Genomic DNA, 25,735 nt, shown 5'->3' with positions numbered 1-25,735 from the left:
AGTGATCTAGACATATAGTTGTCATTAACAGGTCGGTTCATCGTCTATCCGCTTCATCACGAGGATAGTCGGATTTCCGTCCTCGGGGAACGACGAAAGTCCGGCGCTGTCTCTGAACTTTCGCTCCGCGCTGAGTTCGGTGTTCACCGGCGGACCGAACGTCCGGACGATTTCGTAGTCTTCCTCGGCAAACAGCGCCGACATGCGTTCAGTCACATCCGGGAACACGGACGGATCCTTGAAAAAGCGGAAGTAGTGGTAACTGGAGAGCACGACGTACTCGGGCGCGTTACAGTCCAGACGTTCAAGCCCTGGCTGCCAGTTTTCTCGGGGGAAGGTGGAGTGGATTTCATATCGGTTCACAGTTGTCTCGTCTGGAAATTCTGGGAGATACACTTGCTGCGAGTACACGTCAACAGTGTCGGAGCTATCTAGGTTGGCGTGTGTCCACGCCGTGGCCTCCTGACGTGATTCGTTAATATCTGCGACACCAACGGTCGTGTGTACGCCAGAAAAGACAATGACAAGCGTTAGAAGTCCGATCCCGGCTAGACGGACCGGATGGGAGAACTGACTCAACTCCGAGCCAGCGATACCAGCGAGGACCGCGAGAATCGGGAAGAGCGGCATTACCCGAGGGAACTGTGTCATATTCCCTTGCGTGATGACGATGAAGTACGGGATGGCATAGACGAGCAACAGCCAAACCGCACTGTCGAGGGTACCCCGCAAGAGGAAGGCGATGACAAGCAGTACGGACAGTATAGAAAACAGGAATAGCATGATTCCCTGCCCTTCGGCGAGGTGTGCGAGCTGGATGAGCCACCCCGGGTCCGACCAATTGTACGCAACAGAATCGCTCGTACTTCGGTAGATATATCGAGATATCTCGTCGGCCCATGAACCCGGATGGACGAATATCGATGGCGTTGTAGTGACGTAGCTGAGTATAGTTAGCGTCGGGTACCTCCAAACCGCTTTGACGAACTCACCAACGGTCCTCGACCCGTCCCAGTGGCGTTCGATGATGACGATAGCGATCGGAAGAACGAGGAGCCCGGCCGTTGCTTTCGTTGACGCTGCCAGGCCAGCGACCAGTGCGGCAGCCAACAGCGTTCTGGTCTCTCTCGAATGAAACGCACGAACCGTTAGCAGGAACCCGAGCATGAGGAAGAACGTCATCGGGACGTCCTCAGTTGCGTAGTGGGCGGTGAGGACATACCCGACAGAAGTCGTGAGAAAAACGGACGCAAGGATTCCGGCACGGCGGTCCAGTAGTTCTCTACCGAGGTAATAGAGGACGACAACAGTCCCAACACCGAACAGGACAGATACTAGCCGACCGGCGAACAGCACGTCGTAGAAGGCTGTGAGAAGATCAGGCGACACACCCCAGCTCGGCGAGCTGCCGACGCTAGCTGCGCCCGACATGATGTCGCCGAACTGTCCGGTCACGAGCCAGTACAGCGTCACCGGGACAAAAGAGAGCGCCAGAAGGTAGAGGTGAAGGTTCCCACCCTTCCGGAAGTTATCGATGAAGGGGTTCTGCTCGTATCCCATCCTGAGAGCGAGTTCGATAGCGCCGGTTTCGTCCGGAAACGTCAGATGCGGCCGCAGTCGCCAGGTACCGAAGAACATCAACAGGAACGCAGCGAGCGCAATGATCGGGACAACCGGCTCACGTCGGACCGACTTACTGATTCTGTTCCACAGATTAGAGGGCATTTCTTCTTGATTACCCACTGACTGTAATAGTCTGTGCGATTTTACGAGAGTACCCTCTGCACATGGTTATCATAACTTGTTCTTCGTGCTGAGATTACTGAGTCTTCTCCAGCCCCAGAAGACAATTACTAACAACTACCGATACAACGACTCTATATGATTTCTATCGTGGGCAGTACTGTGAATGACAACTGTTAATAAACCTGCTTGAAGAATCACAGTCACGGCATCACATAATGGCGACGACAGAGGACGTACGGGGTAACGCAAGTGAATTCACAGGTGAAGACCATGACAAGGTTCGAACCTCCGTTGTACTGCCAGCGTACAATGAAGTGGATAATGTCGAGCCACTAATCGAGGAAATCCAGTCAGTATTCCAGGACGAACCGGCATTTTCGCCATATAACATCGTTATCGTTGATGATGGTAGTACCGATGGTACTAGGAGCGTTATCCGTGACTTGGCAGAACACAATGAGAACGTTCTCGGATTATTACTGTCCCGCAACTTTGGACAAAGTGCAGCCTTGAACGCGGGTATCAAACAAGCAACTGGCGAATTTATCGTAACTCTTGATGCTGATCGACAGAACGACCCACAAGACATTCCGGACCTCCTCAATATGTTGATAAGTGGGGACAGCGAATCCGATAGCTATGATTGCGTCAGTGGCTGGCGGCGAGACCGGAACGACCCGTTGACAAAGACGATACCATCCGCGATACAGACACGGATGGCACGCTGGACCGGGCCAGATATCCACGATTTCGGTTGTACTCTGAAGGCATATCGGTCAGATGCTCTTAACGAAATAGAGTTGTATGGAGAGGGTCACCGGTATATTCCGGCAAAATTGTACAACCGGGGCTACAGAATTACAGAAATCCCAGTTAACCATCGCCCCCGGACGGAGGGCAGTTCAAAATACGGCACGAAACGACTCATAAGGGGCTTTGTTGACCTCTTGTTTCAGGTATTCTGGAACCGGTACTCAACCCGACCGGTTCACTTCCTCGGTGGGTTCGGATTGGTTTCGTTTGGGATAGGGATGCTAATCGGGATTCATGCAGTGTTCTCGAAGTACGTATTGGGTGTCCCGCTACTGCCAAATCTTCCCCGACTTGTACTAACGGTTGCACTCGTTCTATTTGGCCTTATTTTGATTATGTTCGGATTTCTGGCGGAGATGATTACAAAGTTACACTACATTGAGAGAGACCCCTACCGTGTGGAAGTAGTTATCGGCGGTGGCGCGGAAAACAAGTGACCTATAGCTGACACCCTGTATTAGTATGTCAAGAAGAAACACAGACATCCGTAGCATCCTCTCGGCTTTGCTTCGCGTTTCTATCAGTGTAATACTACTCTGGTATGTGATCAGTAGAGTCGGATTCGACACACTCATTGAACATCTCCAAACGCTTGAGCCAGTCACACTAATTATCGCTGTTGGACTAAGTGTTCTTGGTGTCGGCCTCAGCGCTTGGAAGTGGCGAGTTCTGCTTTCTGTGAAAGGTATAAAATTAACGCTCCTCACCGCTTGGGTTTATTACTACATCGGCCAGTTCTTCAATGCGTTCCTCCCATCAATTATCGGTGGAGACACTGCACGGATGTACTACCTCTATGCGGATACAAACGACGGATCCGCATCAGTTTCTTCTGTCGTGATTGAGCGGATTGCTGGCCTCTACTCGATCTTGTGTATCGTTTTGGTTGCGGTCGCATTTGGCTACGAACTAGTTCCGACTCGGATCGCAGATATGGTACTCCTCGGCTGTGCGGTCGGGATAATTACGATACCACTATTGCTATTTACTGACCTGTTACGTCCAGTCCTAGAAACAACGATTTTTGACATACAAGTGCTCGACATCGGGAACCGGGCTGAAAGATTGTACACTGCAGTGTACGAGTATCGTCAAGCCAAACGAGCAGTGGTCATTGCACTTTTACTTTCGGTCGTGTTCCGAGTCTTACTGATCGCCAGCAACTACGTCGTCGCCTTGGGGCTTGGGATTGAGATACCACTCGTGTACTTTTTTGTATTTATTCCACTAGTGGAACTCTTCCTCTTTTTGCCGATATCAATCCAAGGCTTTGGGGTGCGTGAGAGCGCGTATCTATATCTGTTCACTTCGGTGGGAGTCGGAGACGGTGTCGCGTTGACGTTCGGAGTCGTAATGCAGCTTATTCTCCGAGTAATAAACAATATTATCGGTGGCGCCGTATATGCCGTTCATACTCTCCGTTCCTGAAACTTCGAAACCTGATTCAAGAAGGGATATAATGCCCGACTGTCAATCCCAAGTAAATGAACGATATCGTGCTGATTACAGCTGATTCGGTCCGGTATGACTACATCGAAGAGATGGAGTTTCTTTCGGGATTCCCAACACAATCGGGAACGACAGTCGGCCATTACACCAGGCCGAGTCTAGCAGGCCTCCTGTCTAGTCAGTACCAGGCAACGATGAAGTCGGCTGTAGCTGGACCAACAATACCCGAAGTCATGTCGAACGCCGGGTACACGACAATCGGTCTAGCTCCGAGCCCACAACTTGACGAAGTGTTCAATTTCAATCAGGGGTTCGATAAGTACGAGAATTTCGTTGATGCAGGCAATCGCGGCAGCAACCGACGGGAGATTCTCGGGCAGTTTGATCTTCTTCGAAAAGTCTACCATCGCTTCTTTCCGCCACATGCGAAAATGTCCGATCTTCCGACTGATAAAGCGGTTGTCGAGCAAGCAATAGAGCAGTTCAACGAAGCTACTGGGCCTCGGTTCATGTGGGTGCATTTAATGGGTAGCCATCGGCCATATGGCCGTGGTGATGACGCCATTTCGAGGTCACTCGATAGGAAAGCCTTGTTTTCACCGTCCTCGCTCAAGGATTCCGAACACCAAGAGATTACATCGGCCTATAAAAATGCCCTCTCAAGAGTCGATACCGTCATTGAAGATCTTTTGATGGATCTCGATGGTGATCCGACGTTCATATTCACCTCAGATCACGGCGATGAATTCGGGGAAGAGGGGTACTACTATCATCAACCACAGCGCAGGCGAACAGCCGATAAGCTGGTCACCGTTCCCATTGTCAGCAACGATATTTCGCTTACTGGAGATCGGTGTAGTCTCCTCGACATTGGGCCGATGATCGCTACTCAAGCCGGCATAGATCCGCCCGAGGAGTGGAACGGTATCGATATTCGATCAGAATCCAGGTCGTATACGCTGACAATTGCGCCCTGGCACAATACGGCTTCACTCCGACTCGCAACCAACGACTACACCGTTACCAGCACCGATGGACGTGTATCGATGACGGAAGCAGGTACTGATACCCATGTCAAAAGGAACGAACAGGCAGAAGAGGTCCAAGAGCGACTTCAGGACCTTGGATACGTTGAGTAACGTCGTACTGTAGACCGGTCAGTGCTATCTCCAGACGTACATTCCGTAAAGGTATCCCACGCCGACACTGCTGGTGAGAAGAAACAGGAAGACCAGCTGCAGGACTGCGCCGAGCGACGGAGATTCGACGAGTCCACGGAGACGTAACGGGAGGAACCGAAACAGGAGGTCGCTGAGGAAATCGGACTCCTCGCCGGTCGATTCCGGTACAAACACCTCCATGCCGCGCTTCGAGTACCCCTGCCAGAACGCGCGGTCGACGAGCCACCCGGGGTCGGTTCGGTAGTCGAATATCTTGTGCGCGACGAGCGCGTCCGGGGTGTAGTACACTCCCTCGTCGTATTCCGTTCGCAAGCGCGCACAGAGTTCCGTCTCCCCGCCCTGGAGGTTCTTCTCGCCCTGGCGGCCGCCGATATCGTCGTCGAAGCCGCCCAGTTCAAGGAACACGTCCCGGTCGAAGGAGATGTTCGAGCCGAAGGTGTTGCGGACGACGCCGGGTTCGTCGGGGTCGCCATTCGGGCCAAAGCCACGGTGGGTGACGCCGATGAGCCAGTAGAACTCCTCGGGGAGAAAGCTCGGTTTGCCGGCGACCCACGCCGGCGTCATTCGGCCGCCGACCGCGAGGGCGTCGTGTCGTTCGTAGGCATCGACTAGCGCCGCGACCCACTCTTCATCGGCGATTGCGTCGTCGTCGATGAACGCGACTACGTCACCGGTGGCGACTCCGGCCCCGTTGTTCCGGCTCTCTAGCAGTCCGACGTTTGCATCGTTGCAGTGAGTCATGACAGCGTCCCGGTCGCCGTAGTCAGAGTCGTACTGTTCGTACACTTCTTGGTTACCATCCGAGACCAGTACGAGTTCCACGTCGTCGTAGGTCTGGGCTAAGACACTCTCGGCCGCCGCCCGGCAGTCGTCGTACCGCTCCATCGTGTGCGTACAGAGCACGACCGAGACTCGCATGGTCGGTGGTGTGCCACCGGTGCTGTTAGGCGTTTCCATCCTGCGCTCGCACAGAGGTCAAAAGGCTTATGCGCGCCTTGGCAGTTTTTCCGTGCAATGAGTCAATCACGGGGCTATCTTGACGACAACCCCGAACTCGAGTCCGCCCTGGAGTGGGCCGAGCGCTGGTACCACGTTCCGGTCCTCCTGGTACTGCTCGGGTTCATGCTGTGGAATCGTGTCCGGAGTTGGCAGAACTTTATCGTTGACGGCGAGGTGCTCTTCAGCGGGAACGACGCCTGGTACCACTACCGTTCGACGCAGTACGTGGTCCAGAACTGGCCCTCGACGATGCCGTTCGACCCCTGGACGAATTTCCCATACGGAACCAGTAACGGGCAGTTCGGGACGCTGTTCGACCAGATCATCGCGACAGTGGCCCTGATTATCGGTCTGGGTTCACCCAGCGACCAGACGGTCGCGATGACGGTCCTGTTCGCGCCAGCCGTGTTCGGAACACTCGTTGCGATTCCGACGTACCTCATCGGACGGCGACTCGGCGGCCGCCTCGGCGGTGTAACTGCAGTTACTGTGATGGCATTCTCGACGGGGTGGCTCCTGCAACGGAGCCTCGTCGGTTTCTCCGACCACCACGTCGCTGAAGCGCTCTTTCAGGTACTCGGTGTCCTCGGAGTCATGGTGGCTGTCAGCGTCGCCGCGCGGGACAAGCCGATCTACGAGCAGTTCCTTGAGCGAGATATCGATGCATTGCGGGACACCATCAGTTGGTCCATGCTGGCCGGTGTGGCGATTGCCCTGTATCTCTGGGTTTGGCCGCCGGGTGTACTCCTTCTCGGGATTCTCGGTGTCTTCTTCCTGCTCCGGTTGTGTCTGGAGTATGTTCACGACAGCAGCCCGGAACACACGGCCATCGCGGGCGCAATCACGATGATAACTACCGCTGTAGTGAGCGCGTCTCGAATCACCGTCCTTGAAATCACAGCGACCTCTCAGTCGCTGCTACAGCCGGGACTGGCACTGGCCGTTGGCCTCGGCTGCGTGTTCATGGCATGGCTGGCCCGATTCATGGAGCAGCGCGAGTACGGCCGGTACGTGTACCCTGCGACCGTGTTCGGGATTCTCGCTATCGGGGCTGTCCTGATGGCCGTCTTGACCCCTACTCTGTGGGAATTCTTTACGCGAAACGTAATGCGGGTCATCGGATTCTCCATCAGCGAAACGGCCAGCACCGTCGGCGAAGCGGCCCCACTGCGGGACGCCGGCGTTCTGTTTAACGCACACGGCTTCGCTGTCATCGTTGCGGCGATCGGTGGCCTGTTTTTGCTCGGAAAGCAGCTCCTCTCCGACGACGCCCCCGCCGAAGAGCTACTCGTCGTCGTCTGGGCGCTGTTCATTCTGCTTGCTACGTTCACCCAGCAGCGGTTCGCGTACTATATCGCTGCGCCAATCGCAGTGCTGTCAGGGATGGTCGTCGGTCGGTTTATACTCTGGTTCGATTTCAGTGCCGACGACGGGATCGAATACTATCAGGTCATAACAATTCTCGCGGTACTCCTCGTCATCGTCGTCCCGCTGTTCGCCTTTGGTACGACATCGCCGGTCGAGGCTGGCAAGACCGGTCCCGGACCGGCTATTCAGGGCTGGGACGAGAGCCTGCAGTGGATGGAAGGGAACACGCCTGCGGAGGGCGCGTACGGCTCCGGTGGCGACGCGACGCTCGATTACTACGGTACCTATGATCAACAGGAGGACTTCGACTATCAGGAAGGGCAGTACGGCGTCCTGTCGTGGTGGGACTACGGGCACTGGATTACTACCAGGGCCGAGCGCGTCCCGAATGCGAACCCCTTCCAGCAGGGAACGGACACGGCTGCCCCGTTCCTAGTTGCACAGAACGAAACGCGGGCGAACGATGTCCTCGACAGCACAGACGAGGATGACGCGAAGACGCGGTACGTGGCCGTCGACTGGCGGATGGTCGAGACGAACGGGAACGACCCCTACCGTGGCAAGTTTTTCGCTCCATCGGCATTCGTCGACGGGGTGCAGGCCAGTGACTTCTACAGTCGAATGTACGTCCAGTCTCGGGGCGGCGGTGTCCAGCAGGTGACGTTCCAGCAGCAGGCCTACTACGAGACGATGGTCACTCGGCTGTACCGGTTCCACGGCAGTGCCGCGGAGCCGCAACCGATTGTCATCGACTGGGAGAACAAGGAGACTCGCCAAGGAGGCCAGTACCGTGGTGCGCCGACCAACGAAGAGGAACCGGAGGGCCAGCGGCAGGGACAGATCGTTCGCCAGTTCCAGAGCATGGAGGAAGCCCGTCAGTACGTCGAACAGGACACGACCTCACAACTCGGTGGGTACGGTGGCGCTCCACCCGAGCGGGTTCCGGCGATGGAGCACTACCGCCTGGTTGGGTCCAGTGAGACCGAGGCGTTCCCAGACACTTCGCAGTACCGGCACTCGGCCTGGACGAAGATATTCGAGCGCGTCCCCGGTGCGACGGTCGAAGGGACTGGACCGGCGAACACGACAGTGCGGACCGCCGTGGAGATGCGTAACCCGGCCACGAACAAGACGTTCGTCTACCGCCAGCGGACCCAGACCGACCAGAACGGGAACTTCGAGATGACCGTTCCCTACTCGACTACCGGATACGACGACTGGGGGACCGACGAGGGCTACACGAACGTGAGCGTCCGTGCCGAGACTCAGTACCAGTTCACAGCAATCGGGACCAACGACGGGAACCGGACCGGCTTTACCGGCACGACCGAGGTGACCGAAGGACAGGTCATCGGCGAGGACGACTCCGCCGCAACCGTCGAACTGGAGCCGATAACGATTCAGCAGGGCGACGAGACCAGCGGTGAATCGCGCACCCCGATGACCGAGGACGCGGCTGAAGCGGGCGCATAACGGAGTCCCAGCGGTCAGTCACCGTCAGGCCGACTGTTCGGTCCAACTGAGAATTTTTACAGGATTTCGTCGACGGGCCGCGTTCTAGCAGTGGTCCATGCTCGCGAAAAAACCGACAGCAGCGGTACCGCGCTCACTCGGCTAGCGGATTGAACGTGCCGTTGATGTCCCACTCGTGGAGGCAGTGCGGGTCACCGGACTGCTTGGTGTCGTCGTCGGTGACGATGCGCCAACTGTGTTGTTCTGGGTCCCACTCGTCGACCCGCCCACACCGCTCACACTCGCGTTTGCGTGGGGTGACGATTTCAGCCATATCTGGTGCAAGCGCGTGGGTCGTTATCAGGCTGCCGGTCCCTGACCGGGCTGTCCGAAGCGATTCGCAACCGACGCCGTGGGTGTGCTGTACCGACACTGACTCCCGGGTAGTGCAAACGATACGACGCTCAAAAGTCCGGGAGGTCGTCCGCACCGACTTCCTCCGCTTCCCAGTCGATGTACTCGTCGGCCAGCACCTCACAGACGACCTGTCCGAACTCGGTCAGTCCGGCGTTGATACCTGAGACAGTGCCCCAGGAGTCGATGTCCGGGTGAATCTCCCGTTCACGCCAGTCCTCGGGCAAGCCCGGGGCATGGTAGCCGACACGGCCCGCGAAGGAGTCCCAGAAGAAATCGAACTCCTCGATGAGGCCTAGATCCGTGACGATGGCCCACTGGTCGGCATCGAGCGACGCGTCCGCGGCCCACTCCTCGAAGGCCTCCGCCCACGCGCCGTCGTCGAGGGCCGCGGCGAGCTCCTCGCGCCGGTATTCGTCGCCCTGTACTTCGGCGTCGTCGTACTCGTCGGCAGCGACGCCGGTGGACAGTTCCGGCCGTTCCGGCGTCTCGACATCCAGTGTCATAGTCGTGGTTGGCAGCGGAGCGGAATAAAGGTCGTACTGTTGGCTGTCTCTCTGACGGTCGTCGTCACTCCGAGGTGGCAATATCCATTGCGTGAGTACAGCAGACAGTATCAGCGGTTCGCTTCCCCGTCGAGGGCGCGCTGTCGCAGTCGTTCCCCGCGGTCAGTCTCGGCCGTCACGTCGGGAACGGGAACCGGGTCCCTGTCCTCGTCGACCGCGACGTACACCGAGTACGACTCCGCTGTCGACTCAGTCTCGCCGGTTCTGAGGTTCTCTCGGGCGACTCGAAGTCGAACTTTGACACTCGTTTCGCCCGTGTCGTAGACGAACGCTTCAATGAGAGCTGTGTCACCGACAGGTATCGGCCGTTTGAAGTTCACCTGGTCCATCCGCGCGGTGACGCAGGTCTCGCCGGCAAAGCGCATCGCCGACATCGCCCCGAGTTCGTCCATCCACTTCAGTACGTTCCCTCCGTGAGTCGAACCCAGGTGGTTCGAGTGGTTGGGCTGAACCATCCAGCGGTTCTCGATATAGGTTTCCAGTACCGTCGGCATGGCGCGAGGTTGGCCAGCACCTGGGTTGAGTCTGTCGGACGGGCGTCGAAAACGTGGCTATGCCGAAACGTACTGCGCTTCCCACTCTTTCCGGGCGTCGAGTTCGCGCTGGCCGCGCTTGGTCAGCGTGTAAAAGTTCGTTCGGCGGTCGCGTTCGCCCTTCTCGATAAGCGCCTTTTCGACGAGCGTGTCAAGGTTCGGATACAGTCGGCCGTGGTTGACTTCGCTCTCGTAGTAGTTTTCGAGTTCTTCCTTGATCGCTAACCCGTGGGGCTCGTCAAGGCCTGCAATGACGTACAGCAGGTCCCGCTGGAATCCAGTCAGGTCATACATCGTATATCCGATACAGTTTGACCCTGTACATATCAGTCTTTTGAATCGGCAAATCTATTGCGTATTTACAAACCCCGACACCGTCCAGTAGTTACCACGGCATCTGTGGCTGTATTAACACGAGAGTCGGTAATAGCTTCGCCGCGTAACGGGAACATACAATGCCGCAAACATGATTTCGACCGCCGTTTCTCGGCAGTCACCCGGACCCGACAAGGGTAAAGGAAACGAATGTGTAACGCGGGTGATGACCGAACACGCGGAGTCGGCGGCAGACGAGTTCCCGGACCCGTCAGGAGCGGGACGCGTCGATGTCGTCGGAACCGCCCACGTCTCCGAGCACAGCGTCAAGGAAGTGGAATCAGCGATCGAAGAATCCGAGCCCGATATCGTCGCCGTCGAACTCGACGAGGGCCGGTATCGCCAGATCAAGGGTGAAACGCCTGACGATCTCGATGCGAGCGATCTTCTTCGCGGGAACACCGTCTTTCAGTTCCTCGCGTACTGGATGCTGTCGTACATCCAGACCAGACTGGGCGACCGGTTCGACATCGAGCCGGGTGCGGACATGAAGGCGGGTATCGACACCGCCGAACGGCTCGGTCTGGGCGTCGCACTCGTCGACCGAGACATTCAGACGACCGTCCAGCGGTTCTGGGCGCGGCTGACGGCCGTCGAGAAACTCAAGCTCGTCGGCAGCCTCGCAGCCGAGATGGGGCCGCCGTTGACCGTCGGGCTGACCATCGGTGCCGTCTTCGGCGGGCTGTTTGCGGTCGTCGCCGGGGCCTTCGGTGGCCCGTTCATCGTTCCGAGCGGTGCCCTTTCGGTTTTGCCGGGTGGTCTTGGCGGGACGGCCGAGGGCCTGCTCGACACGCTGTTGCTCATCTGTGTCGTCGCGGCCGGCATCGGGATTCCCATCGCCGCCCTGTTGGTCCGGTTCCGCGGTGAGGCCGACGTCGAGGAGTTCGACATGGAGAAACTGACCGACACTGATGTCGTCAGCGCGATGATGGAGGAGTTCCGTCAGTTCTCCCCCGGCGGCGCGGAGGCGCTCATCGACGAACGCGACGCGTTCATCGCCCATCGGCTCATCGCCCTCCGTGAGGCCGGTTATCACGTCCTCGCCGTTGTCGGAGCCGGCCACCGCGAGGGGATTCAGGGCTATCTCGACGACCCGGAGACGCTCCCACCGATGGAGTCGCTCACTGGAACCGAAGGCGGTCGTCGCTTTTCACTGTACAAGCTCGTCGGCTACGGCTTCGGCGTCGTCTTCCTCGTCTTCTTCGGCCTGCTCATCCTCGGTGGCGCGAGCCAGGCGGTGCTGCTAGAGCTGTTCGTCGCGCTGGTCGCCGTCAACGCCGTGCTAGCCGGCGGTCTGGCGAAGGTGGCCGGCGCTCACTGGTCGAGTGCGGCCGCCGCCGGCGCGTTCGGCTGGCTGACGAGCCTGTTTCCGCTGCTTGCCGCCGGCTGGTTCGCGGGCTACGTCGAACTGCGATACATCTCCGTTAACATCAGCGATATCGCGACGCTCAACGAGATACTCAACGACCAGGAGTCGCCGGTAATGGACCTCGTCAGCCAGATGCGCGGCGTGCCGCTGTTCCGGCTGATCCTCGTCGTCGCGCTGACGAACGTCGGCAGCGCAATCGCCTCATACGTCGTCTTCCCGGTGTTGATCCCGTACATCTCGTCGGACATCGGCGGGATGCAGGGCGTCTCGCGCCTGCTCTGGCAGGGCGTCAATGAAGGAACGCAGATACTTCTGGGGGTCCTCTGATGGCGGGTCGACGACAGCGAACCGCTGGAGGCCGGACCGTCGGCGGCCTCAGTTTCAGCCAGCGCGAACTCCGGGACCTCCTCGTCGCCTGGCTCGCACTCGGACTGGCGTTTACGTTCTTCCTCGAACGAGAGTTCCGCCGCATCGTCTTCGGCCAGTTCGGCGGGCTGTCGACGGCCGAAATCGCCAGCACGTTCGCCGTCAGCCTGCTGACCGTCGGCGTCGGCTTCCTGTTGCACGAACTGGCCCACAAGGTCGTCGCCGTCCGCTTCGGTCAGATCGCCGCGTTCAAGGCCGACTACCGGATGCTCGGGTTCGCAGTCCTGGGCGGCCTCGTCGGCTTCCTGTTCGCCGCGCCGGGCGCGGTCGTTCATCGTGGCCGTCTCACGGCGAAGCAACACGGCCTCATCGCCGTCGCCGGACCGGTAACGAACCTCGCGCTCGCCGTCGTGTTCCTCGTGCCGTTCGTCGCGGCGCTCCTGTCGAGTACGGGCGGCTTCCTCTGGGAGGTCGCGCGGATGGGCCTGCAGATCAATCTCCTGCTCGCCGGCTTCAACATGCTGCCGTTCGGTCCGCTCGACGGCCGAACGGTCCGGGAATGGAGCACACCGGTGTTTCTCGCCGTGGCGGTTCCGTCGATTCTGCTCGGAGTCGGCGCGCTGTTCGTTCTCTGAGCGGGCGCAACGCTCCGCCGGAACGACGCTCTTTTGCCCGCGCCACGCACGCTCTCGGGTATGACCGACGGTGAACCCGAGACCGACGACACGGACGAGGAAGACGCGGATGGGCTGACCTACGCGGAGACGGGCGTGGATATCGACGCCAGCGAGGCGGCAACGAAGGCGCTTATCGGCGCGGCCGGCGAGTTCGAGGGCGACTACGCGGGGCTCGTCGACATCGGCGACCAGTACCTCGCGCTCGCGACGGACGGGGTCGGCACCAAGCTCCTCGTCGCCGAGGCCGTCGACGACTACTCGACTATCGGTATCGACTGCATCGCGATGAACGCCAACGACCTCATCGCGACCGGCGTCGAGCCGGTGGCGTTCGTCGACTACCTCGCAGTCGAGACGCCGGACGAGGAGACGAGCGAGGACATCGGCGCGGGGCTCCGGACGGGGGCCGAGCGGGCCGGCGTGGCGCTCGTGGGCGGCGAAACTGCCGTGATGCCGGACGTCATCAAGGGGCTTGATATCGCCGGCACCTGCGCCGGACTGGCACCGAAAGACGCCGTCTTCCCCGGCGAGGCCGAACCCGGCGACGCCATCGTCGGCTGGCCGTCCTCCGGCATCCACTCCAACGGCCTCACGCTCGCACGCGAGGCGGTCACGCGCGACCACGAGTACACCGACCCGTTCCCGCCGAACCCCGACAGAACCATCGCCGAAGAGCTGCTGACGCCGACACGGATTTACAGTGAGGTACTGGAGCCGCTCCGAGCCAACGAGACGCACGCGGCCGCCCACGTCACTGGCGGCGGCTGGACGAACCTCACGCGGATGGGGAGTCACCGGTACGAGATCACGGACCCCTTCGAGGCCCAGCCCGTCTTCGAGTTCGTTCAGGCGGAAGGCGAGGTAACCGACGAAGAGATGCACCGGACGTTCAATATGGGTACTGGGTTCGTCGCCGCAGTCCCCGAAGCTGACGCCGACGAGATCGTCGAGAAAAGCGAGGACGCTCGCGTGATTGGGACGGTAGCTGACGGAGACGAGGCGGTCGCGATTCACGGGCTCGAACTCACCGACTGAGCGGTTCGAAGAGCTGACAGAAACCGATCAGGCGGACAAGATGTCTTTGCCGGCGGTCTCCTCCGCGATCCGTATCTGGAGTGCCTGCCGGATGTGGTATCTGGCCGCTTCGCTTTCAGCGTTCTCGAGGGCCTTTTCGAGTTCGGCATACAGTGGGTCGCTGGGATTGGGCATGTCGATACGTCTCTCATTGGTGAGAATAGACATATACCCCTGACACCGTTTTCGGTTTTAAGCCCCTCCTACGGGCATTACGGAGTCACTATCGCGGTTCGCGCATCTGAGAATCGGAGTTAGCTGACCGTACGCGCGATGTCCGCTTCGGTTATGACACCGATAGTTTCCCCGCCTTCGACGACCATCACGGCGGCATTGTGGTTCAGGTAAGCATCGACTTCGTCGATGGGTGCGTCGGGCTCGACGGTCGCGATAGATTCGTTCATCACTTCAGCCACCGGAAGGTCGCCGACGTTCTCTTCGGGTCGCTGGCGGATGTCGGAGTTCCCGATGAGTCCCTGCGGTGCCCCGTCACGGATGACGGGGACTTGCGAGTACCCTTTCTCGTCCATCAGGTCCTTCGTCTGGTGGACGGAATCGTCGGGTGCGACGCCAACAACGGGAGAGTTCATCAGGTCGCGGGCCTTGATGATACCGCCTTCGGCCTCTTCGAGGGCGGTCACAATCCGCCGGAGTGTCGACAGCCGCGGGTCCACGTCGCCACCTTCGATACGAGCGATAAGGGGCTGAGAGACGTCAGCCCGTTCCGCCAGTTCGCTCTGAGTTAGCCCGAGTTCGTTGCGGCGCTCCCGCAGATCCTGTGGCGTCGGTAAGTCCATATCCGCTAATTACCAGAGGTAATATAAAAAGCCCACGGCTACTGCGGCGGGCGAATCATGTGGAGCGCGATTATGCTTCGGCTTCGGCTTCGTCCTCGTCGGCTTCGGTCTCAAACACCTCAACGACTTTCAGCGGGACGTCCCGAAGTGCGCCACCGATTTCGCTTTTGGCGATCCGCTGTGCGTGTTCGGGGGATTCGGCGTTGAACACGTCCATTTCGAGCACCAGTCCGACAAGCGCCGTGTCGGCCGCGATAAACGCCGAGTCGAACGGTTCGCCACAGGCCGGGCAGCCGGTCGCGCCGACCTCGACCTCGACGTAGTCCATCTCGGCCTCGTTGAGCCGCTTCCCCGCTTCACTCACTGCGACACCGATAGCGTCGTCGATGTCGTCTACGTCACGAACCAGCCAGGCTGCTTCCATCGCCACGAGGTAGTTCATACACTAGCTCTCGTGGCCCGACTATTCGATAGTTTTGATTCGCTTCTGTTGCGCACGTCACCATTACTATCTCTATAACTTATGTGAACCAGCCCTCTGACTCACGTTCCCATTATGTCTGATCGGGGAGTCGTTCGGGTAGTCGTCCGTTTTCTCAGGCATTTCAGCAAACCGCAAGACAGCGGGCCAGTAGTTCTTCACAATCGATAGTCCGCAACTGAAATCCGGCGACAAGACTTATATACCAGACTCACTCTGGAACGACCGAGGAAGATGGTAGCTCGACTGTACACCGCAACGCTGTTCGCACTGTATCAACTCACCCTGCTGCTGGGCATCATGCTGCTGCCGGTGGCGATGCTCACGGAGCAGTTCGGTCTCCGACTGCCGATGGACCGGGCCGTGTCGGGACTCAACGAGGCCTACGACCAGGCGAGCGCGTAACGCGGGCAGCCGATAGCCGCCTGGCCGGACGGTGGCGGTCAGGCCCCACTAGGAAAAGAGGTTTTATCAGCGCCCGACTAGTATCGCACAGTAATGCGAGATATGACTCCGGGGCCGGAGCTTTCTGGACCCCAGGCTGCTGACGAGTTCCAGAGCGACCCGTACGCGCCCGAAGTCGGCGAGCTCCCCGAACAGTCCGCACAGGATTCGGAGAAGGTGAACAAGACCGGGACGACCACCATCGGCATCAGCACGTCCGAGGGCGTCGTCATCGCGACTGACATGCGCGCCTCGCTCGGTGGTCGCTTCGTCTCGAACAAGAACGTCCAGAAGGTCGAGCAGATTCACCCCACGGCGGCGCTGACCCTCGTCGGGAGCGTCGGCGGCGCACAGTCGTTCATCCGGACGCTTCGCGCCGAGGTCAACCTCTACGAAGCACGACGCGGCGAGGACATCAGCATGAAGGCCCTCTCGACGCTGGCCGGCAACTTCGCCCGCGGCGGCCCCTTCTTCGCCATCAACCCTATCCTCGGTGGCGTCGACGACGACGGCCACCACGTCTACTCCATCGACCCGGCCGGCGGCGTCATGAAGGACGACTACACCGTCACCGGCTCCGGGCTCACCGTCGCGTACGGGACCCTCGAAGACCGCTACGAGGAAGACATGACCAACGAAGCGGCCAAGGAAGTCGCTGCCGCCTCGATTAACGCCGCCGCCGAGCGTGACACCGGGTCCGGCAACGGCATCTTCCTGGCTGATGTCACGAGCGAGGGTGTCGACATCAACGGCTACGACTTCGACGAACTGCTGTAGCAACAAGCGTTACACGGGCTGTTTCCCGGATATCGGACCCGTTTTTTATGCCGAGACTGGCTTCCGTAAGAGCGCGCTCGAACCCCTGGTACGGGCAACTGTGGCCCGAGGTACCGCCGTCTGAAAAGAGCGTGTGCATATCTCGAATCAAGCGACCTTGATTCGACAGGCATACGTAACATGCCTGAATTGTGTTCTCCAATGATGTCTTCCGATATCGTCGTTCAGATGGCGTCTCGTTTCGGATTCCGGAAACCTCTCGATTACGCTTACGGCAGCTATCGGTCTCTCTCTTACCGCCTCGCCGGGGACACGTACGCGGTCACGGTCGGTGATGTCAGCACAGAGTTTCTGATACCAACCTACAACGAGTTTACTGACCTCTGGAAAATAGACGAACGGCCGGTACTCGCCGATCTACTGGGGGAACTCCGGCCCGACGACGTGTTCTACGATATCGGGGCCAATATCGGCCTGTACGCCTGTCTGGCATCGCAGGTGACCGACAACCCGGTCATCGCGTTCGAACCACATCCCGACAACGCCGAGCGGTTGCGACAGAATATGCAACACAACCGGACCGATATCTCGCTATTCGAACACGCACTGGTCGATGAAAACGGTGAGGCAGAACTCTCCATTACGCTCGAAAAAGTCGGTTCAGCCGGGCATTCACTGGTGACGACAGCCAACACGCACGAGACAATCACAATTAGCAAGCGACACGGCGACGAGTTCATCGCCGACAACCAACTGCCGACACCAACCGCAATTAAAATCGATGTCGAAGGAACGGAGGGCGCTGTTCTCAATGGTCTCTCGACGACGCTCGACCAGCCCTCGTGCCGACTCGTCTACTGTGAAGTCCACGGAGACCGACTCGAAGCCAATGGCCACTCCGTCGCTGGCATCCGGAGTCAACTGGAGGGCCATGGTTTTGCTGTGGCCGAACGGGTCATCCGTGACGGCAAGGGCGACACATTCCTCATCGGGAAGAAGTGAGGGCCGAACGAGAGAATTATACGGTCGGCTTCCGCATCGCCGGTATGGAACTGTTCGGGACCGCGGGAATCCGCGGTGATGTCGTATCGAAGGTGACGCCGGACCTTGCACTGCGAGTTGGACAGGCGACTGGCCGAGACGGCGAGACGTTCGTGCTGGGGTACGACGGGCGCGTAACCTCGCCAGCACTCGCTGATGCGATGGCCGCGGGACTGCAAAGCGCCGGCGCGCGCGTCGTCAGAATCGGCCGCGTACCGACGCCGACGCTGGCGTATGCCTCACAGGGCCGCCACGGCGTGATGATTACCGCAAGCCACAACCCACCGACCGACAACGGCATCAAGCTGTTTGCAGACGGCACCGAGTACGGCGACGACGACGAGACGCGCATCGAAGGGCGAATCGAGGACGGCTCGACACCGACAGCCTGGCGCGACTGGGGCGACACGGAGTCGGTCGACTACCTCGACGAGTATCGAGGCGCTGTCGCCGACTACGCCGAGTCGCTCGGTGGCGACCCGTCGGGGCTGACAGTCGCCGTTGACTGCGGGAACGGCATGGCCAGCGTGGCGACGCCGCAGGTCCTCCGAGAACTGGGTGCCGACGTGCTGGCGACGGAGGCGAACGTCGACGGAACCTTCCCCGGCCGTGAGAGCAAGCCGACGCCGGAGACACTGGCCGATTTCCGCGAGTTCGTCGCCGAATCCGACGCCGACTTCGGGTTCGGCCACGACGGCGACGCTGACCGTATCGTCGTCGTTGATGCCGACGGCGATGTCATCCACGAGGATACGATACTCGCGATGCTCGCCGAACACTACACGCGTACTGCGGACGTTTCGGACCCTGTGGTCGTAACGACGCCCAACGCCTCTGGCCGCATCGATGAACGGGTCGAAGCCGCCGGCGGCCGTGTCGAACGCATCCACCTCGGCTCGCTCCACGTCGGAATCGCCGACGTTCGCGCGGACGCGACCGACGAAACTGAGGTCGTCTTTGCCGCAGAACCCTGGAAGCATATCCACACCGCCTTCGGGGGCTGGATCGACGGCGTTGCTAGCGCAGCCGTGCTGACGCGCCTGTTCGCCGGAGAGAGTGTGGGCGACAGGCGGGCTGTCATCTCTGAGCGACCCTATGAGAAAGTAAGTGTGGAGTGCCCCGACGACGCCAAAGCCGAAACGATGGAGCAACTGGAATCCGACCTGCCGGACGCGTTCCCCGAGGCCGACGTCTCGACCGAGTACGGCGTCCGACTCTCCTTTGACGACGGGTCGTGGACGCTCGTCCGGCCGAGTGGCACCGAGCCGTACGTCCGGGTGTACGCAGAGAGCGACGACATCGACGCGCTGGTCGCGGACACCACACAGGCGGTCCGCGACGCCGTCGCGGTCGTCAGTGCCGCTGACGCCTGACGCCCGAGCACCGACTGCTACCGAGACCGATAGAATTTCTACACGGCCCTTCGACGCCCAGTGCATGGAGGACCTCCTCGACGCAGCGAGAGACGCCATTGACGAGGCGTACGCGCCGTACTCGGAGTACACGGTCGGCGCGGCGCTCGAAACGAGTGATGGAAGCGTCTACACCGGTTGTAACATCGAAAACGCCAACTACAGCAACAGCTTGCACGCCGAGGAAGTGGCCATCGGTGCGGCTGTCAGCGACGGGCACCGGTCGTTCGAACGCGTCGCCGTCACCTCTGGCAAGCGCGACGGCGTCACTCCCTGTGGGATGTGCCGACAGACGTTCAGCGAGTTCTGTGACGAGTCGTTCGAGATCATCACCGACGGCGACGAGCCGACGGTGTACGAGCTCGGGGAGCTCCTGCCGACAACAATCACCAGCGACCATCTCGACAAATGACAAGCGATAGTGAAGACCCGAACGACGACGTACAGTACCATCTGGAAGTGAGCGAGGCCGACGTGGCCGACAGCGTCCTGCTGCCGGGGAACCCGGAACGCGTCGAAAAGGTCGTCGACTACTGGGACGACCACGACATCGTCGCCGAGCACCGCGAGTACCGCACGGCAACGGGCACTCACGACGGCACGCCCATCTCTGTGACCTCGACGGGTATCGGCGGCCCGTCGGCCGCAATCGCGCTCGAAGAACTGGCCCGCGTCGGCGCTGACTCGTTCATCCGGGTCGGGTCCTGTGGCGCAATTCAGGAGGAAGCCAGTATCGGCGACCTCGTCATCACGACTGGCGCAGTACGGCAGGAGGGGACCAGCAAGGAGTACGTCCGCGAGGACTACCCCGCCAGCGCCGACCACCGGATCGTTTCGGCACTCGTCGCCGCCGCCGAGGAACTCGGCTACGACTACCACCTCGGCGTCACCTGCTCGACGGATAGTTTCTACGCCGGGCAGTCACGCCCGGGGTTCGAGGACTTCGAGGCCAGCGGCAGCGACGAACGCATCGCGGCGCTTCAAGAGGCCGGCGTCCTCAACTTCGAGATGGAGGCCGCGACGATTCTCACGCTCGCGAACCTGTACGGCCTGCGGGCCGGCGCTGTCTGTACGGTGTACGCCAACCGCGTCACCGGCGAGTTCCGAACCGAAGGCGAGCGCAAGGCAGCGAAATGCGCCAGCCTCGCCGTCTCCTATCTCGCCGAGATGGACGCGGCCGTCGAGGAGGCCGACGCCGACGGGTGGCACGCCGGCCTCTCTATCGACCGCTAGTCCGATTTCTAACCGCTGCTAGCCGCCAGCAGGTGCTGTTGCAGTAGCAGAGCGGTAGCGGCGGCGGGCGCTGTGCAGTCGCAACGCGGTAGAAACAGCATACCGCGCGCCATCGGCGCGCGGTTTTACGTCTCGCGACCAGCGGGAGCGAGACGGTCGTTTTTAGCGTAGATTTTTGCGAGGAGTGGTGCCCGCAGCGCGCTCGAAGAGCGCGTGAGGACACCCGACGAAGTAAAAAGGTACTACATGTCGGGCCAGGCCTTGACGGCCCGACCGACGCCAGTAACGTCCTTGATCCAGCGGGCGGCAATCGCCTTTTTCAGCAGTTTCGCGGGCATCCCGCCGAAGGTTTCGATGGGCATGTTCACAACGTCGTGGGCGACGGCTTTCTCGCCGACCGACACAACCGTCCCCTTGTCCTTGTGGGTCCAGGTCTTCAGCGGCTGGCCCCGCACCGCACGAGCCAGGTTCTCGCCGGCGACTTCGGCGGCTTGCCAGGCGGCCTGGGCGGTCGGCGGGGCGGGCTGGTCGCCCGGCTGGTCAATCAGCGCCGAGTCACCGATAGCGAAGACGTGCTCGTCGTCGGTCTGGAAGTTCCCTTCCGCGTGGACGCGGTGGTTGCGCTCGTCTTTGTCGAGGTCGACATCTTGCATACAATCGCGGCCGGTGATGCCGCCAGTCCAGACCAGCACGTCGTAGTCCAGTTCGTCCTCGTCGCCGATGTACACCGTCTCCTCGTCGACCTCGCCGATGAACTCCCCGCACTTGATGTTCACGTCGGCGGCCTCCAGGCGCTTGCGCAGGGCACCCTGAAGCTCGGGGTCGCTGTTTGGCAGGACCTGATCGAGCCCTTCGACGAGGTGGATGTCGATGGGCGCGTTGTGTTCGTCGCGGAACTCGGCGACTTCGCCGGCGGTCTGGATGCCCGAAAGGCCAGCGCCGCCGATGACGACCTGCGCGGGGTCGTTGGTGGAGGCGTCACGAGCGGCCTGCTGGATGTTGTCGTGGATGTCGAGCGCGTCGTCGAGGCTCTTGAGCGTCAGCGCGTGCTCTTCGAGGCCGTCGATGCCGAAGAATGCGGTCTGCGAGCCCAGCCCCACGAGCAGGTAGTCGTACTCGATGGTGTCGGAATCGGCGAGGGCCACTTCCTGAGCGTCGGTGTCGATGCCGACGACCTCGTCCTGGACGAACGAGGTCGAGGGCTGTTTGATCTCGTGGACGGGAATAGCGATGTTCTCCTGAACGCTCGGGTCCCGAATGCAGCGGTGGGACTCGTGTAAGACCAGGTGATAGTCCGTCTCAGAAATCCAGGTTACATCGACGTCCGTCACACCGTCTAGCTCGTCCTCTAAACTCTTTATTGCCCCCGCGCCAGCGTACCCCGCACCGAGTACGACCACGTTCTCTGTCATACCGGAGACTCCGCAACCGACTGATACAAACCCTTTGAAATCCCTCTCAGCGGGGGAACAATTCTCCAGCGAGACTCGTGGCAAGTACGGTATGTCGCGGCCCCGGTGACCGCAGGAAAACAATTCAAAAGACCAGTGACACGTACTAGTGTTCCGGCTCGCCCGCCGGTGCCCGCATATCGTCGATAGCGAGGATGAGTTTGTTGTTGGTGTCGTCTTTCCCTTCGAGGGTCCCGATAATCTGAAGCTTCGACAGCGGTGTCGGTCCGACCGTCACCGAGTCGCCCTCGTGGAATTCGGACATCGTGCCCTGTAGCTGAATCTCCGCGCGGCACTCCTCGGGGTGGTGGACGCTAGTCAGGTCGATTTCCTCGACGTTCGAGTGTTCGACGAGCTCGCCGTTGTGGCGTAGCGGGACCTCCGCGGCCTGGTCCATGTCCTGAATCTGGAGTGCGTCGTAGGCGTTGGCGGTAGGCTTGTACCCACCTTTGGGACCGGGGACGCCCTCGACCAACTGCAGGGCTTTGAGACTCTGCATCTGGTTGCGAATCGTGCCCGGGTTACGGTCGACTTTTTCGGCGATGTCTTCACCTTTGACAGCGCTTTCACTTTCCCGATAGAGATTTACCAGTTCCTGCAGAATGTTCTTTTGACTGGGTGTCAGTTCGATAGATGACATAATCTGTTGTTCGGTACAGCCGTCCTTAAATGCGACGGTAAACCGTCTGGAACCGTCCCAGAATCGCGGAAAACGTTAGTACTTTATTCCAGCGCTGACCTGACACAGATATGGAAAGTCAGCGCGTTCTGGTGACCGGCGGTGGCGGGTTCATCGGGGCAAACCTCGCGAACAAACTGGCCGAGAACAACGATGTCGTCGCTCTGGACGACGGCTATCTCGGCACGCCGGAGAACGTATCAGACGACGTAGAGTACGTCGAGCAGAGCGTGCTTGCGGACGACCTGCCGACCGACGTGGACGTGGTATTCCACCTCGCGGCCCTATCGTCCTACGCGATGCACGAGGACAATCCGACCCACGGCGCTCGCGTGAACGTCGAGGGGTTCGTCAACACAGTCGAGCAGGCCCGGGACGACGGCTGTGATACCATCGTCTACGCCTCGACGTCCTCCATCTACGGCAGCCGGACCGAACCCTCGCCGGAGGACATGGACGTGACGGTCAACACCGGCTACGAGGCCTCGAAGATGGCCCGGGAGACGTACGCGGAGTACTTCCAGAACCACTACGACCTCACGCTGGCCGGGATGCGCTTCTTCTCGGTGTACCAGGGCTACGGCGGCGCGGAGGAACACAAGGGCGAGTACGCGAACGTCATCGCCCAGTTCGCCGACGACCTTGCCGGCGGCGACGCGCCGAAGCTGTACGGCGACGGCGAGCAGACCCGCGATTTCACCCACGTCGACGACATCGTCCGCGGGCTCGTCCTGGCCGCCGAACACGAACTGAACGGCGTGTACAACCTCGGGACCGGCGAGGCCTACGACTTCAACACCGTCGTCGAGATGCTGAACGACGAACTCGGAACAGATATCGAACCGGAGTACGTCGAGAACCCGATTCCCGAGGACGTCTACGTCCACGACACCTGCGCTGACTTCTCGCGGATGCACGACGCGACAGGCTGGGAACCGGAGATCAGCTTCGAAGAAGGCATCGAACTGGTCTGTGCGCCCTACACGTAAGTTATCGGAGAACAGGCAAACACTGATATTTAGTCCTGGCCCGTCGAAGCACGAGTATGGACACACAGGTTCGCGTCCTCGGCGTTCCGATGGACCTCGGCGCCGACCGGCGCGGCGTCGACATGGGGCCGTCAGCGATACGGTACGGCGGCCTCGCCGACCAGTTGGCGAGTGCCGGTATCGACTGTATCGACGGCGGTGACATCGCTGTGCCGCGACCGGAGGAATCCGACCCGGACGCGGGCGGTCTCCCATCCGGTCGTGCCAAGTTCTTCAGAGAGACGAAAGAAGTGTGCGAAGACGTGGCAACGGCCGTCGACGCCACGCTCATGGACGGCCAGTTCCCGCTCGTGCTGGGCGGCGACCACTCTATCGGTATCGGGACCATTGCCGGCGCGGCCCGTGATGGTGAGGAACTGGGTGTCATCTGGTTTGACGCACATGGCGATTTCAACACGCCGGAGACCACGCCAAGCGGGAACATCCACGGGATGTCGCTGGCGGCTGTCCTCGGCGACGGGGCATTTGCCGACCACGACTGGGCCCACACCCCTGCGGTGCGCGAGGAGAATGTTGTTCTCGTCGGCTTACGGGATGTCGATGACGGAGAGCGCCGCCGTTTGTACGAGAGCGACGTGACCGCGTTCACGATGTCGGATATCGACACCCGCGGCGCACCGGAGGTCGTCGCGGAGGCACTAGAAATCGCGACTGACGGGACGGACGGGATACACGTCTCGCTCGACCTCGACTGGCTCGACCCGACAGAAGCCCCCGGCGTCGGCACGCCGGTTCGCGGCGGTGTCTCCTACCGTGAGGCCCACATCGCGATGGAGTACGTCGCCGAGTACCACGACCAACTGCGCTCGATGGAAATGGTCGAGGTGAACCCGATTCTCGACGAACACAACCGCACCGCCGAACTGGGCTGTGAACTCGTCGCCAGCGCCTTCGGCAAGCGCGTGCTGTAGCTATCCGAACCCCTCGTACTGCATTTCGGACTCGGGAATCCCGACGCTTCGCGCGGCCCGGACCAGCGTCGATACCATCGCACTGATACCGCACGCGTACAGTTCGACGTTCGACGGATCAATGCGGGCGTCGACGCCGGACTGGGGGCGCTGCTCCCGAACGGCGTCGAACCGCGCCGGCAGGTCCGCACCCTCCAGCGCGTCGTTTGCGACGTAGTTGACGAACACCGACTGGACGTAGTCGGTCGCGCCGTCCCAGTCGGTCAGCAGCGGTTCGCGCGTAAGCGTCGGAACGAAATGGAAGTGGTCGTACTCGGCGTCGAGTCGCCGAAAGTGTTCACGGTGGGGCAGGTCGTCCTCCCAGCCACAGCCCAGAAACAGCCAGATGTCGCGGGGCTCGCCGTCGACCACGTCCCGCCCCTGCTCGAACGTGTAGTCGATCATGCTCTTGAACGGCGCGACGCCGGTCCCGGTGGCCAGAAAGACCATATCCCGGCTCGATGGCGGGTCCAGTACCATGTCGCCGTTCGGCCCGCGAACGACGACATCCTCGCCGACGTCGACGTGTTCGAACAGCCCACTGGTCAGTTTCCCGCCGGGGACCAGTCGGATGCAGAACTCCAGTTCGTCCTCGCTGGGCGAGTTCGCAAGCGAGTACGCCCGCGGCGTGCCGTGAAGCCTGAGCGTCACGTACTGGCCGGGCGCGAAATCGAGGTCCACGTCGGGTTTAACACGCAGTCGCAGCAGGGAGGGGTAGGGGCGGTCAAAGCGCTCGGCAAGCGTCTCGATTCGCGCGAGCCGCCGTTTCGACGCCCCGGCATCGCGCAAACGGTCGAACAACGCCGACCACCGGATTGTCGAGCCGTTTCGGGCGGCCGCCAACCACGACCGGTCTCCAACAGGTGCGATTTGCTCCCGGACCGCGGACAACACCTCGTTGTTGCGGTTACGGTCCATCGGTTCGACGAGCGTCACCTGCGCGTCCTCGGTCACCAGCGGCAACTGCGCCGCCCGGTCGTGCTGTGAGAGATGCCGCGGCAAGTCCATAGACGGGGTACGACACCGACACGGGTATGTC

The 25,735-nt window shown here is 60.5% G+C and carries 27 protein-coding genes; 15 read left to right on the top strand and 12 right to left on the bottom strand.

Translation table 11 applies throughout. The features are described 5' to 3' along the window. Positions 1-24: 24 nt before the first annotated feature. A complete protein-coding gene (locus HAH_RS05865) occupies positions 25-1,725 on the bottom strand; it encodes a glycosyltransferase family 39 protein (RefSeq protein ID WP_023843212.1) in 1,701 nt (566 codons plus the stop codon). A gap of 236 nt (positions 1,726-1,961) precedes the next feature. On the opposite strand from HAH_RS05865, the gene HAH_RS05860 reads away from it, so the two are divergent. Genes HAH_RS05860 through HAH_RS05850 form a run of 3 tightly spaced genes read left to right on the top strand, consistent with a single transcriptional unit; the run spans position 1,962 to position 5,147 of the window. Then, positions 1,962-2,996 (top strand): glycosyltransferase family 2 protein, encoded by a 1,035-nt coding sequence (locus tag HAH_RS05860; protein ID WP_014040085.1) that lies wholly within the window; start codon positions 1,962-1,964, stop codon positions 2,994-2,996. A gap of 25 nt (positions 2,997-3,021) precedes the next feature. After that, positions 3,022-3,987 (top strand): lysylphosphatidylglycerol synthase transmembrane domain-containing protein, encoded by a 966-nt coding sequence (locus tag HAH_RS05855; protein ID WP_064287912.1) that lies wholly within the window; start codon positions 3,022-3,024, stop codon positions 3,985-3,987. A 56-nt stretch (positions 3,988-4,043) separates the two neighbouring features. After that, complete coding sequence (locus tag HAH_RS05850; protein WP_014040083.1) at positions 4,044-5,147, top strand: sulfatase-like hydrolase/transferase; 1,104 nt, start codon at positions 4,044-4,046, stop codon at positions 5,145-5,147. Between the two features lie 24 nt (positions 5,148-5,171). Here the strand turns inward: HAH_RS05850 and aglG are convergent, their stop codons facing one another. Further along, positions 5,172-6,107, bottom strand: coding sequence for a glucosyl-dolichyl phosphate glucuronosyltransferase (gene aglG, locus HAH_RS05845; RefSeq protein ID WP_044951778.1), 936 nt, complete (start codon positions 6,105-6,107; stop codon positions 5,172-5,174). Positions 6,108-6,203: 96 nt separating this feature from the next. Between aglG and HAH_RS05840 the strand changes: the two genes are divergently transcribed. After that, the gene (locus tag HAH_RS05840; RefSeq protein WP_014040081.1) at positions 6,204-9,029 is read left to right on the top strand and encodes an oligosaccharyl transferase, archaeosortase A system-associated; all 2,826 of its coding nucleotides are present in this window, start codon (positions 6,204-6,206) and stop codon (positions 9,027-9,029) included. A gap of 133 nt (positions 9,030-9,162) precedes the next feature. Here HAH_RS05840 and HAH_RS05835 read toward each other — a convergent pair whose 3' ends face one another. The 4 genes from HAH_RS05835 to HAH_RS05820 form a co-directional block, all read right to left on the bottom strand. After that, positions 9,163-9,342 (bottom strand): HEWD family protein, encoded by a 180-nt coding sequence (locus tag HAH_RS05835; protein ID WP_014040080.1) that lies wholly within the window; start codon positions 9,340-9,342, stop codon positions 9,163-9,165. Positions 9,343-9,472: 130 nt separating this feature from the next. Then, positions 9,473-9,928 carry a hypothetical protein gene (locus HAH_RS05830; RefSeq protein WP_014040079.1) on the bottom strand — a complete coding sequence of 152 codons (456 nt, stop codon included), beginning with the start codon at positions 9,926-9,928 and terminating at the stop codon, positions 9,473-9,475. 110 nt (positions 9,929-10,038) lie between these two features. Next, positions 10,039-10,482, bottom strand: coding sequence for an acyl-CoA thioesterase (locus tag HAH_RS05825; protein ID WP_014040078.1), 444 nt, complete (start codon positions 10,480-10,482; stop codon positions 10,039-10,041). A 57-nt stretch (positions 10,483-10,539) separates the two neighbouring features. Then, positions 10,540-10,815, bottom strand: coding sequence for a PadR family transcriptional regulator (locus HAH_RS05820; protein WP_004515723.1), 276 nt, complete (start codon positions 10,813-10,815; stop codon positions 10,540-10,542). Between the two features lie 247 nt (positions 10,816-11,062). Here HAH_RS05820 and HAH_RS05815 point away from each other — a divergent pair, with 247 nt between their 5' ends. From HAH_RS05815 to purM, 3 genes are read left to right on the top strand one after another with little or no spacing between them, the layout of a single operon-like run. Further along, entirely contained in the window at positions 11,063-12,592 is a 1,530-nt protein-coding gene (locus HAH_RS05815) for a TraB/GumN family protein (protein WP_044951776.1), read from the top strand. Beyond that, positions 12,592-13,266, top strand: a complete 675-nt coding sequence (locus HAH_RS05810; protein ID WP_014040076.1) for a site-2 protease family protein — start codon at positions 12,592-12,594, stop codon at positions 13,264-13,266. Before HAH_RS05815 ends, HAH_RS05810 begins: the two co-directional genes overlap by 1 nt. A 60-nt stretch (positions 13,267-13,326) precedes the next feature. After that, positions 13,327-14,343, top strand: coding sequence for a phosphoribosylformylglycinamidine cyclo-ligase (purM, locus tag HAH_RS05805; protein ID WP_014040075.1), 1,017 nt, complete (start codon positions 13,327-13,329; stop codon positions 14,341-14,343). 27 nt (positions 14,344-14,370) lie between these two features. On the opposite strand, the gene HAH_RS05800 is transcribed toward purM, so the two are convergent. The 3 genes from HAH_RS05800 to HAH_RS05790 form a co-directional block, all read right to left on the bottom strand. Further along, a complete protein-coding gene (locus HAH_RS05800; RefSeq protein ID WP_014040074.1) occupies positions 14,371-14,550 on the bottom strand; it encodes a hypothetical protein in 180 nt (59 codons plus the stop codon). A gap of 86 nt (positions 14,551-14,636) precedes the next feature. After that, positions 14,637-15,179 (bottom strand): CBS domain-containing protein, encoded by a 543-nt coding sequence (locus HAH_RS05795; protein ID WP_004515718.1) that lies wholly within the window; start codon positions 15,177-15,179, stop codon positions 14,637-14,639. Positions 15,180-15,249: 70 nt separating this feature from the next. Further along, on the bottom strand, positions 15,250-15,621 hold the full coding sequence (locus HAH_RS05790) for a DUF555 domain-containing protein (protein WP_004515717.1): 372 nt from the start codon (positions 15,619-15,621) through the stop codon (positions 15,250-15,252). Between the two features lie 273 nt (positions 15,622-15,894). Between HAH_RS05790 and HAH_RS19900 the strand changes: the two genes are divergently transcribed. The 6 genes from HAH_RS19900 to HAH_RS05765 all read left to right on the top strand — a co-directional run bounded on the left by HAH_RS19900 (position 15,895) and on the right by HAH_RS05765 (position 20,567). Beyond that, a complete protein-coding gene (locus tag HAH_RS19900) occupies positions 15,895-16,065 on the top strand; it encodes a hypothetical protein (RefSeq protein ID WP_004593118.1) in 171 nt (56 codons plus the stop codon). A 102-nt stretch (positions 16,066-16,167) separates the two neighbouring features. After that, a complete protein-coding gene (gene psmB / locus HAH_RS05785) occupies positions 16,168-16,881 on the top strand; it encodes an archaeal proteasome endopeptidase complex subunit beta (RefSeq protein WP_014040073.1) in 714 nt (237 codons plus the stop codon). A gap of 201 nt (positions 16,882-17,082) precedes the next feature. Next, positions 17,083-17,883, top strand: coding sequence for an FkbM family methyltransferase (locus HAH_RS05780; RefSeq protein ID WP_014040072.1), 801 nt, complete (start codon positions 17,083-17,085; stop codon positions 17,881-17,883). Positions 17,884-17,927: 44 nt separating this feature from the next. Beyond that, positions 17,928-19,295, top strand: coding sequence for a phosphopentomutase/phosphoglucosamine mutase (locus HAH_RS05775; protein WP_014040071.1), 1,368 nt, complete (start codon positions 17,928-17,930; stop codon positions 19,293-19,295). A gap of 64 nt (positions 19,296-19,359) precedes the next feature. Then, positions 19,360-19,746, top strand: a complete 387-nt coding sequence (cdd, locus tag HAH_RS05770) for a cytidine deaminase (RefSeq protein WP_004962275.1) — start codon at positions 19,360-19,362, stop codon at positions 19,744-19,746. Next, the gene (locus HAH_RS05765) at positions 19,743-20,567 is read left to right on the top strand and encodes a nucleoside phosphorylase (protein WP_014040070.1); all 825 of its coding nucleotides are present in this window, start codon (positions 19,743-19,745) and stop codon (positions 20,565-20,567) included. Before cdd ends, HAH_RS05765 begins: the two co-directional genes overlap by 4 nt. A 242-nt stretch (positions 20,568-20,809) precedes the next feature. On the opposite strand, the gene HAH_RS05760 is transcribed toward HAH_RS05765, so the two are convergent. After that, entirely contained in the window at positions 20,810-21,979 is a 1,170-nt protein-coding gene (locus tag HAH_RS05760; RefSeq protein WP_023843208.1) for an NAD(P)/FAD-dependent oxidoreductase, read from the bottom strand. A 145-nt stretch (positions 21,980-22,124) separates the two neighbouring features. After that, positions 22,125-22,658: an Rrf2 family transcriptional regulator gene (locus tag HAH_RS05755; RefSeq protein WP_004515710.1), complete on the bottom strand. Its 534-nt coding sequence runs from the start codon at positions 22,656-22,658 to the stop codon at positions 22,125-22,127. 110 nt (positions 22,659-22,768) lie between these two features. Here HAH_RS05755 and HAH_RS05750 point away from each other — a divergent pair, with 110 nt between their 5' ends. Next, a complete protein-coding gene (locus tag HAH_RS05750; RefSeq protein ID WP_014040068.1) occupies positions 22,769-23,686 on the top strand; it encodes an NAD-dependent epimerase/dehydratase family protein in 918 nt (305 codons plus the stop codon). A gap of 56 nt (positions 23,687-23,742) precedes the next feature. Then, a complete protein-coding gene (rocF, locus tag HAH_RS05745) occupies positions 23,743-24,657 on the top strand; it encodes an arginase (protein WP_014040067.1) in 915 nt (304 codons plus the stop codon). Here rocF and HAH_RS05740 read toward each other — a convergent pair whose 3' ends face one another. Further along, positions 24,658-25,704, bottom strand: a complete 1,047-nt coding sequence (locus HAH_RS05740; protein ID WP_014040066.1) for an FAD-binding oxidoreductase — start codon at positions 25,702-25,704, stop codon at positions 24,658-24,660. Positions 25,705-25,735 lie beyond the last annotated feature (31 nt).

Origin of the sequence: Haloarcula hispanica ATCC 33960 (genome assembly GCF_000223905.1) — an archaeon.
Lineage (GTDB): Archaea > Halobacteriota > Halobacteria > Halobacteriales > Haloarculaceae > Haloarcula > Haloarcula hispanica.
Note: the sequence above shows the minus strand (reverse complement) of the source record. Positions and strands in the feature narration are given on the sequence as shown.

Bases quoted from the DNA above. Each gene is read 5' to 3' on its own strand.
- HAH_RS05755 (WP_004515710.1), bottom strand. From the start codon at position 22,658: ATGTCATCTATCGAACTGACACCCAGTCAAAAGAACATTCTGCAGGAA.
- aglG (WP_044951778.1), bottom strand. From the start codon at position 6,107: ATGCGAGTCTCGGTCGTGCTCTGTACGCACACGATGGAGCGGTACGAC.
- cdd (WP_004962275.1), top strand. From the start codon at position 19,360: ATGGAGGACCTCCTCGACGCAGCGAGAGACGCCATTGACGAGGCGTAC.
- rocF (WP_014040067.1), top strand. From the start codon at position 23,743: ATGGACACACAGGTTCGCGTCCTCGGCGTTCCGATGGACCTCGGCGCC.
- HAH_RS19900 (WP_004593118.1), top strand. From the start codon at position 15,895: ATGGTAGCTCGACTGTACACCGCAACGCTGTTCGCACTGTATCAACTC.
- HAH_RS05855 (WP_064287912.1), top strand. From the start codon at position 3,022: ATGTCAAGAAGAAACACAGACATCCGTAGCATCCTCTCGGCTTTGCTT.
- HAH_RS05750 (WP_014040068.1), top strand. From the start codon at position 22,769: ATGGAAAGTCAGCGCGTTCTGGTGACCGGCGGTGGCGGGTTCATCGGG.
- HAH_RS05800 (WP_014040074.1), bottom strand. From the start codon at position 14,550: ATGTCTATTCTCACCAATGAGAGACGTATCGACATGCCCAATCCCAGC.
- HAH_RS05780 (WP_014040072.1), top strand. From the start codon at position 17,083: ATGATGTCTTCCGATATCGTCGTTCAGATGGCGTCTCGTTTCGGATTC.
- HAH_RS05810 (WP_014040076.1), top strand. From the start codon at position 12,592: ATGGCGGGTCGACGACAGCGAACCGCTGGAGGCCGGACCGTCGGCGGC.
- HAH_RS05760 (WP_023843208.1), bottom strand. From the start codon at position 21,979: ATGACAGAGAACGTGGTCGTACTCGGTGCGGGGTACGCTGGCGCGGGG.
- HAH_RS05815 (WP_044951776.1), top strand. From the start codon at position 11,063: ATGACCGAACACGCGGAGTCGGCGGCAGACGAGTTCCCGGACCCGTCA.
- HAH_RS05830 (WP_014040079.1), bottom strand. From the start codon at position 9,928: ATGACACTGGATGTCGAGACGCCGGAACGGCCGGAACTGTCCACCGGC.
- HAH_RS05850 (WP_014040083.1), top strand. From the start codon at position 4,044: ATGAACGATATCGTGCTGATTACAGCTGATTCGGTCCGGTATGACTAC.
- HAH_RS05740 (WP_014040066.1), bottom strand. From the start codon at position 25,704: ATGGACTTGCCGCGGCATCTCTCACAGCACGACCGGGCGGCGCAGTTG.
- HAH_RS05860 (WP_014040085.1), top strand. From the start codon at position 1,962: ATGGCGACGACAGAGGACGTACGGGGTAACGCAAGTGAATTCACAGGT.
- HAH_RS05865 (WP_023843212.1), bottom strand. From the start codon at position 1,725: ATGCCCTCTAATCTGTGGAACAGAATCAGTAAGTCGGTCCGACGTGAG.
- psmB (WP_014040073.1), top strand. From the start codon at position 16,168: ATGACTCCGGGGCCGGAGCTTTCTGGACCCCAGGCTGCTGACGAGTTC.
- purM (WP_014040075.1), top strand. From the start codon at position 13,327: ATGACCGACGGTGAACCCGAGACCGACGACACGGACGAGGAAGACGCG.
- HAH_RS05790 (WP_004515717.1), bottom strand. From the start codon at position 15,621: ATGAACTACCTCGTGGCGATGGAAGCAGCCTGGCTGGTTCGTGACGTA.
- HAH_RS05775 (WP_014040071.1), top strand. From the start codon at position 17,928: ATGGAACTGTTCGGGACCGCGGGAATCCGCGGTGATGTCGTATCGAAG.
- HAH_RS05840 (WP_014040081.1), top strand. From the start codon at position 6,204: ATGAGTCAATCACGGGGCTATCTTGACGACAACCCCGAACTCGAGTCC.
- HAH_RS05765 (WP_014040070.1), top strand. From the start codon at position 19,743: ATGACAAGCGATAGTGAAGACCCGAACGACGACGTACAGTACCATCTG.
- HAH_RS05835 (WP_014040080.1), bottom strand. From the start codon at position 9,342: ATGGCTGAAATCGTCACCCCACGCAAACGCGAGTGTGAGCGGTGTGGG.
- HAH_RS05795 (WP_004515718.1), bottom strand. From the start codon at position 15,179: ATGGACTTACCGACGCCACAGGATCTGCGGGAGCGCCGCAACGAACTC.
- HAH_RS05820 (WP_004515723.1), bottom strand. From the start codon at position 10,815: ATGTATGACCTGACTGGATTCCAGCGGGACCTGCTGTACGTCATTGCA.
- HAH_RS05825 (WP_014040078.1), bottom strand. From the start codon at position 10,482: ATGCCGACGGTACTGGAAACCTATATCGAGAACCGCTGGATGGTTCAG.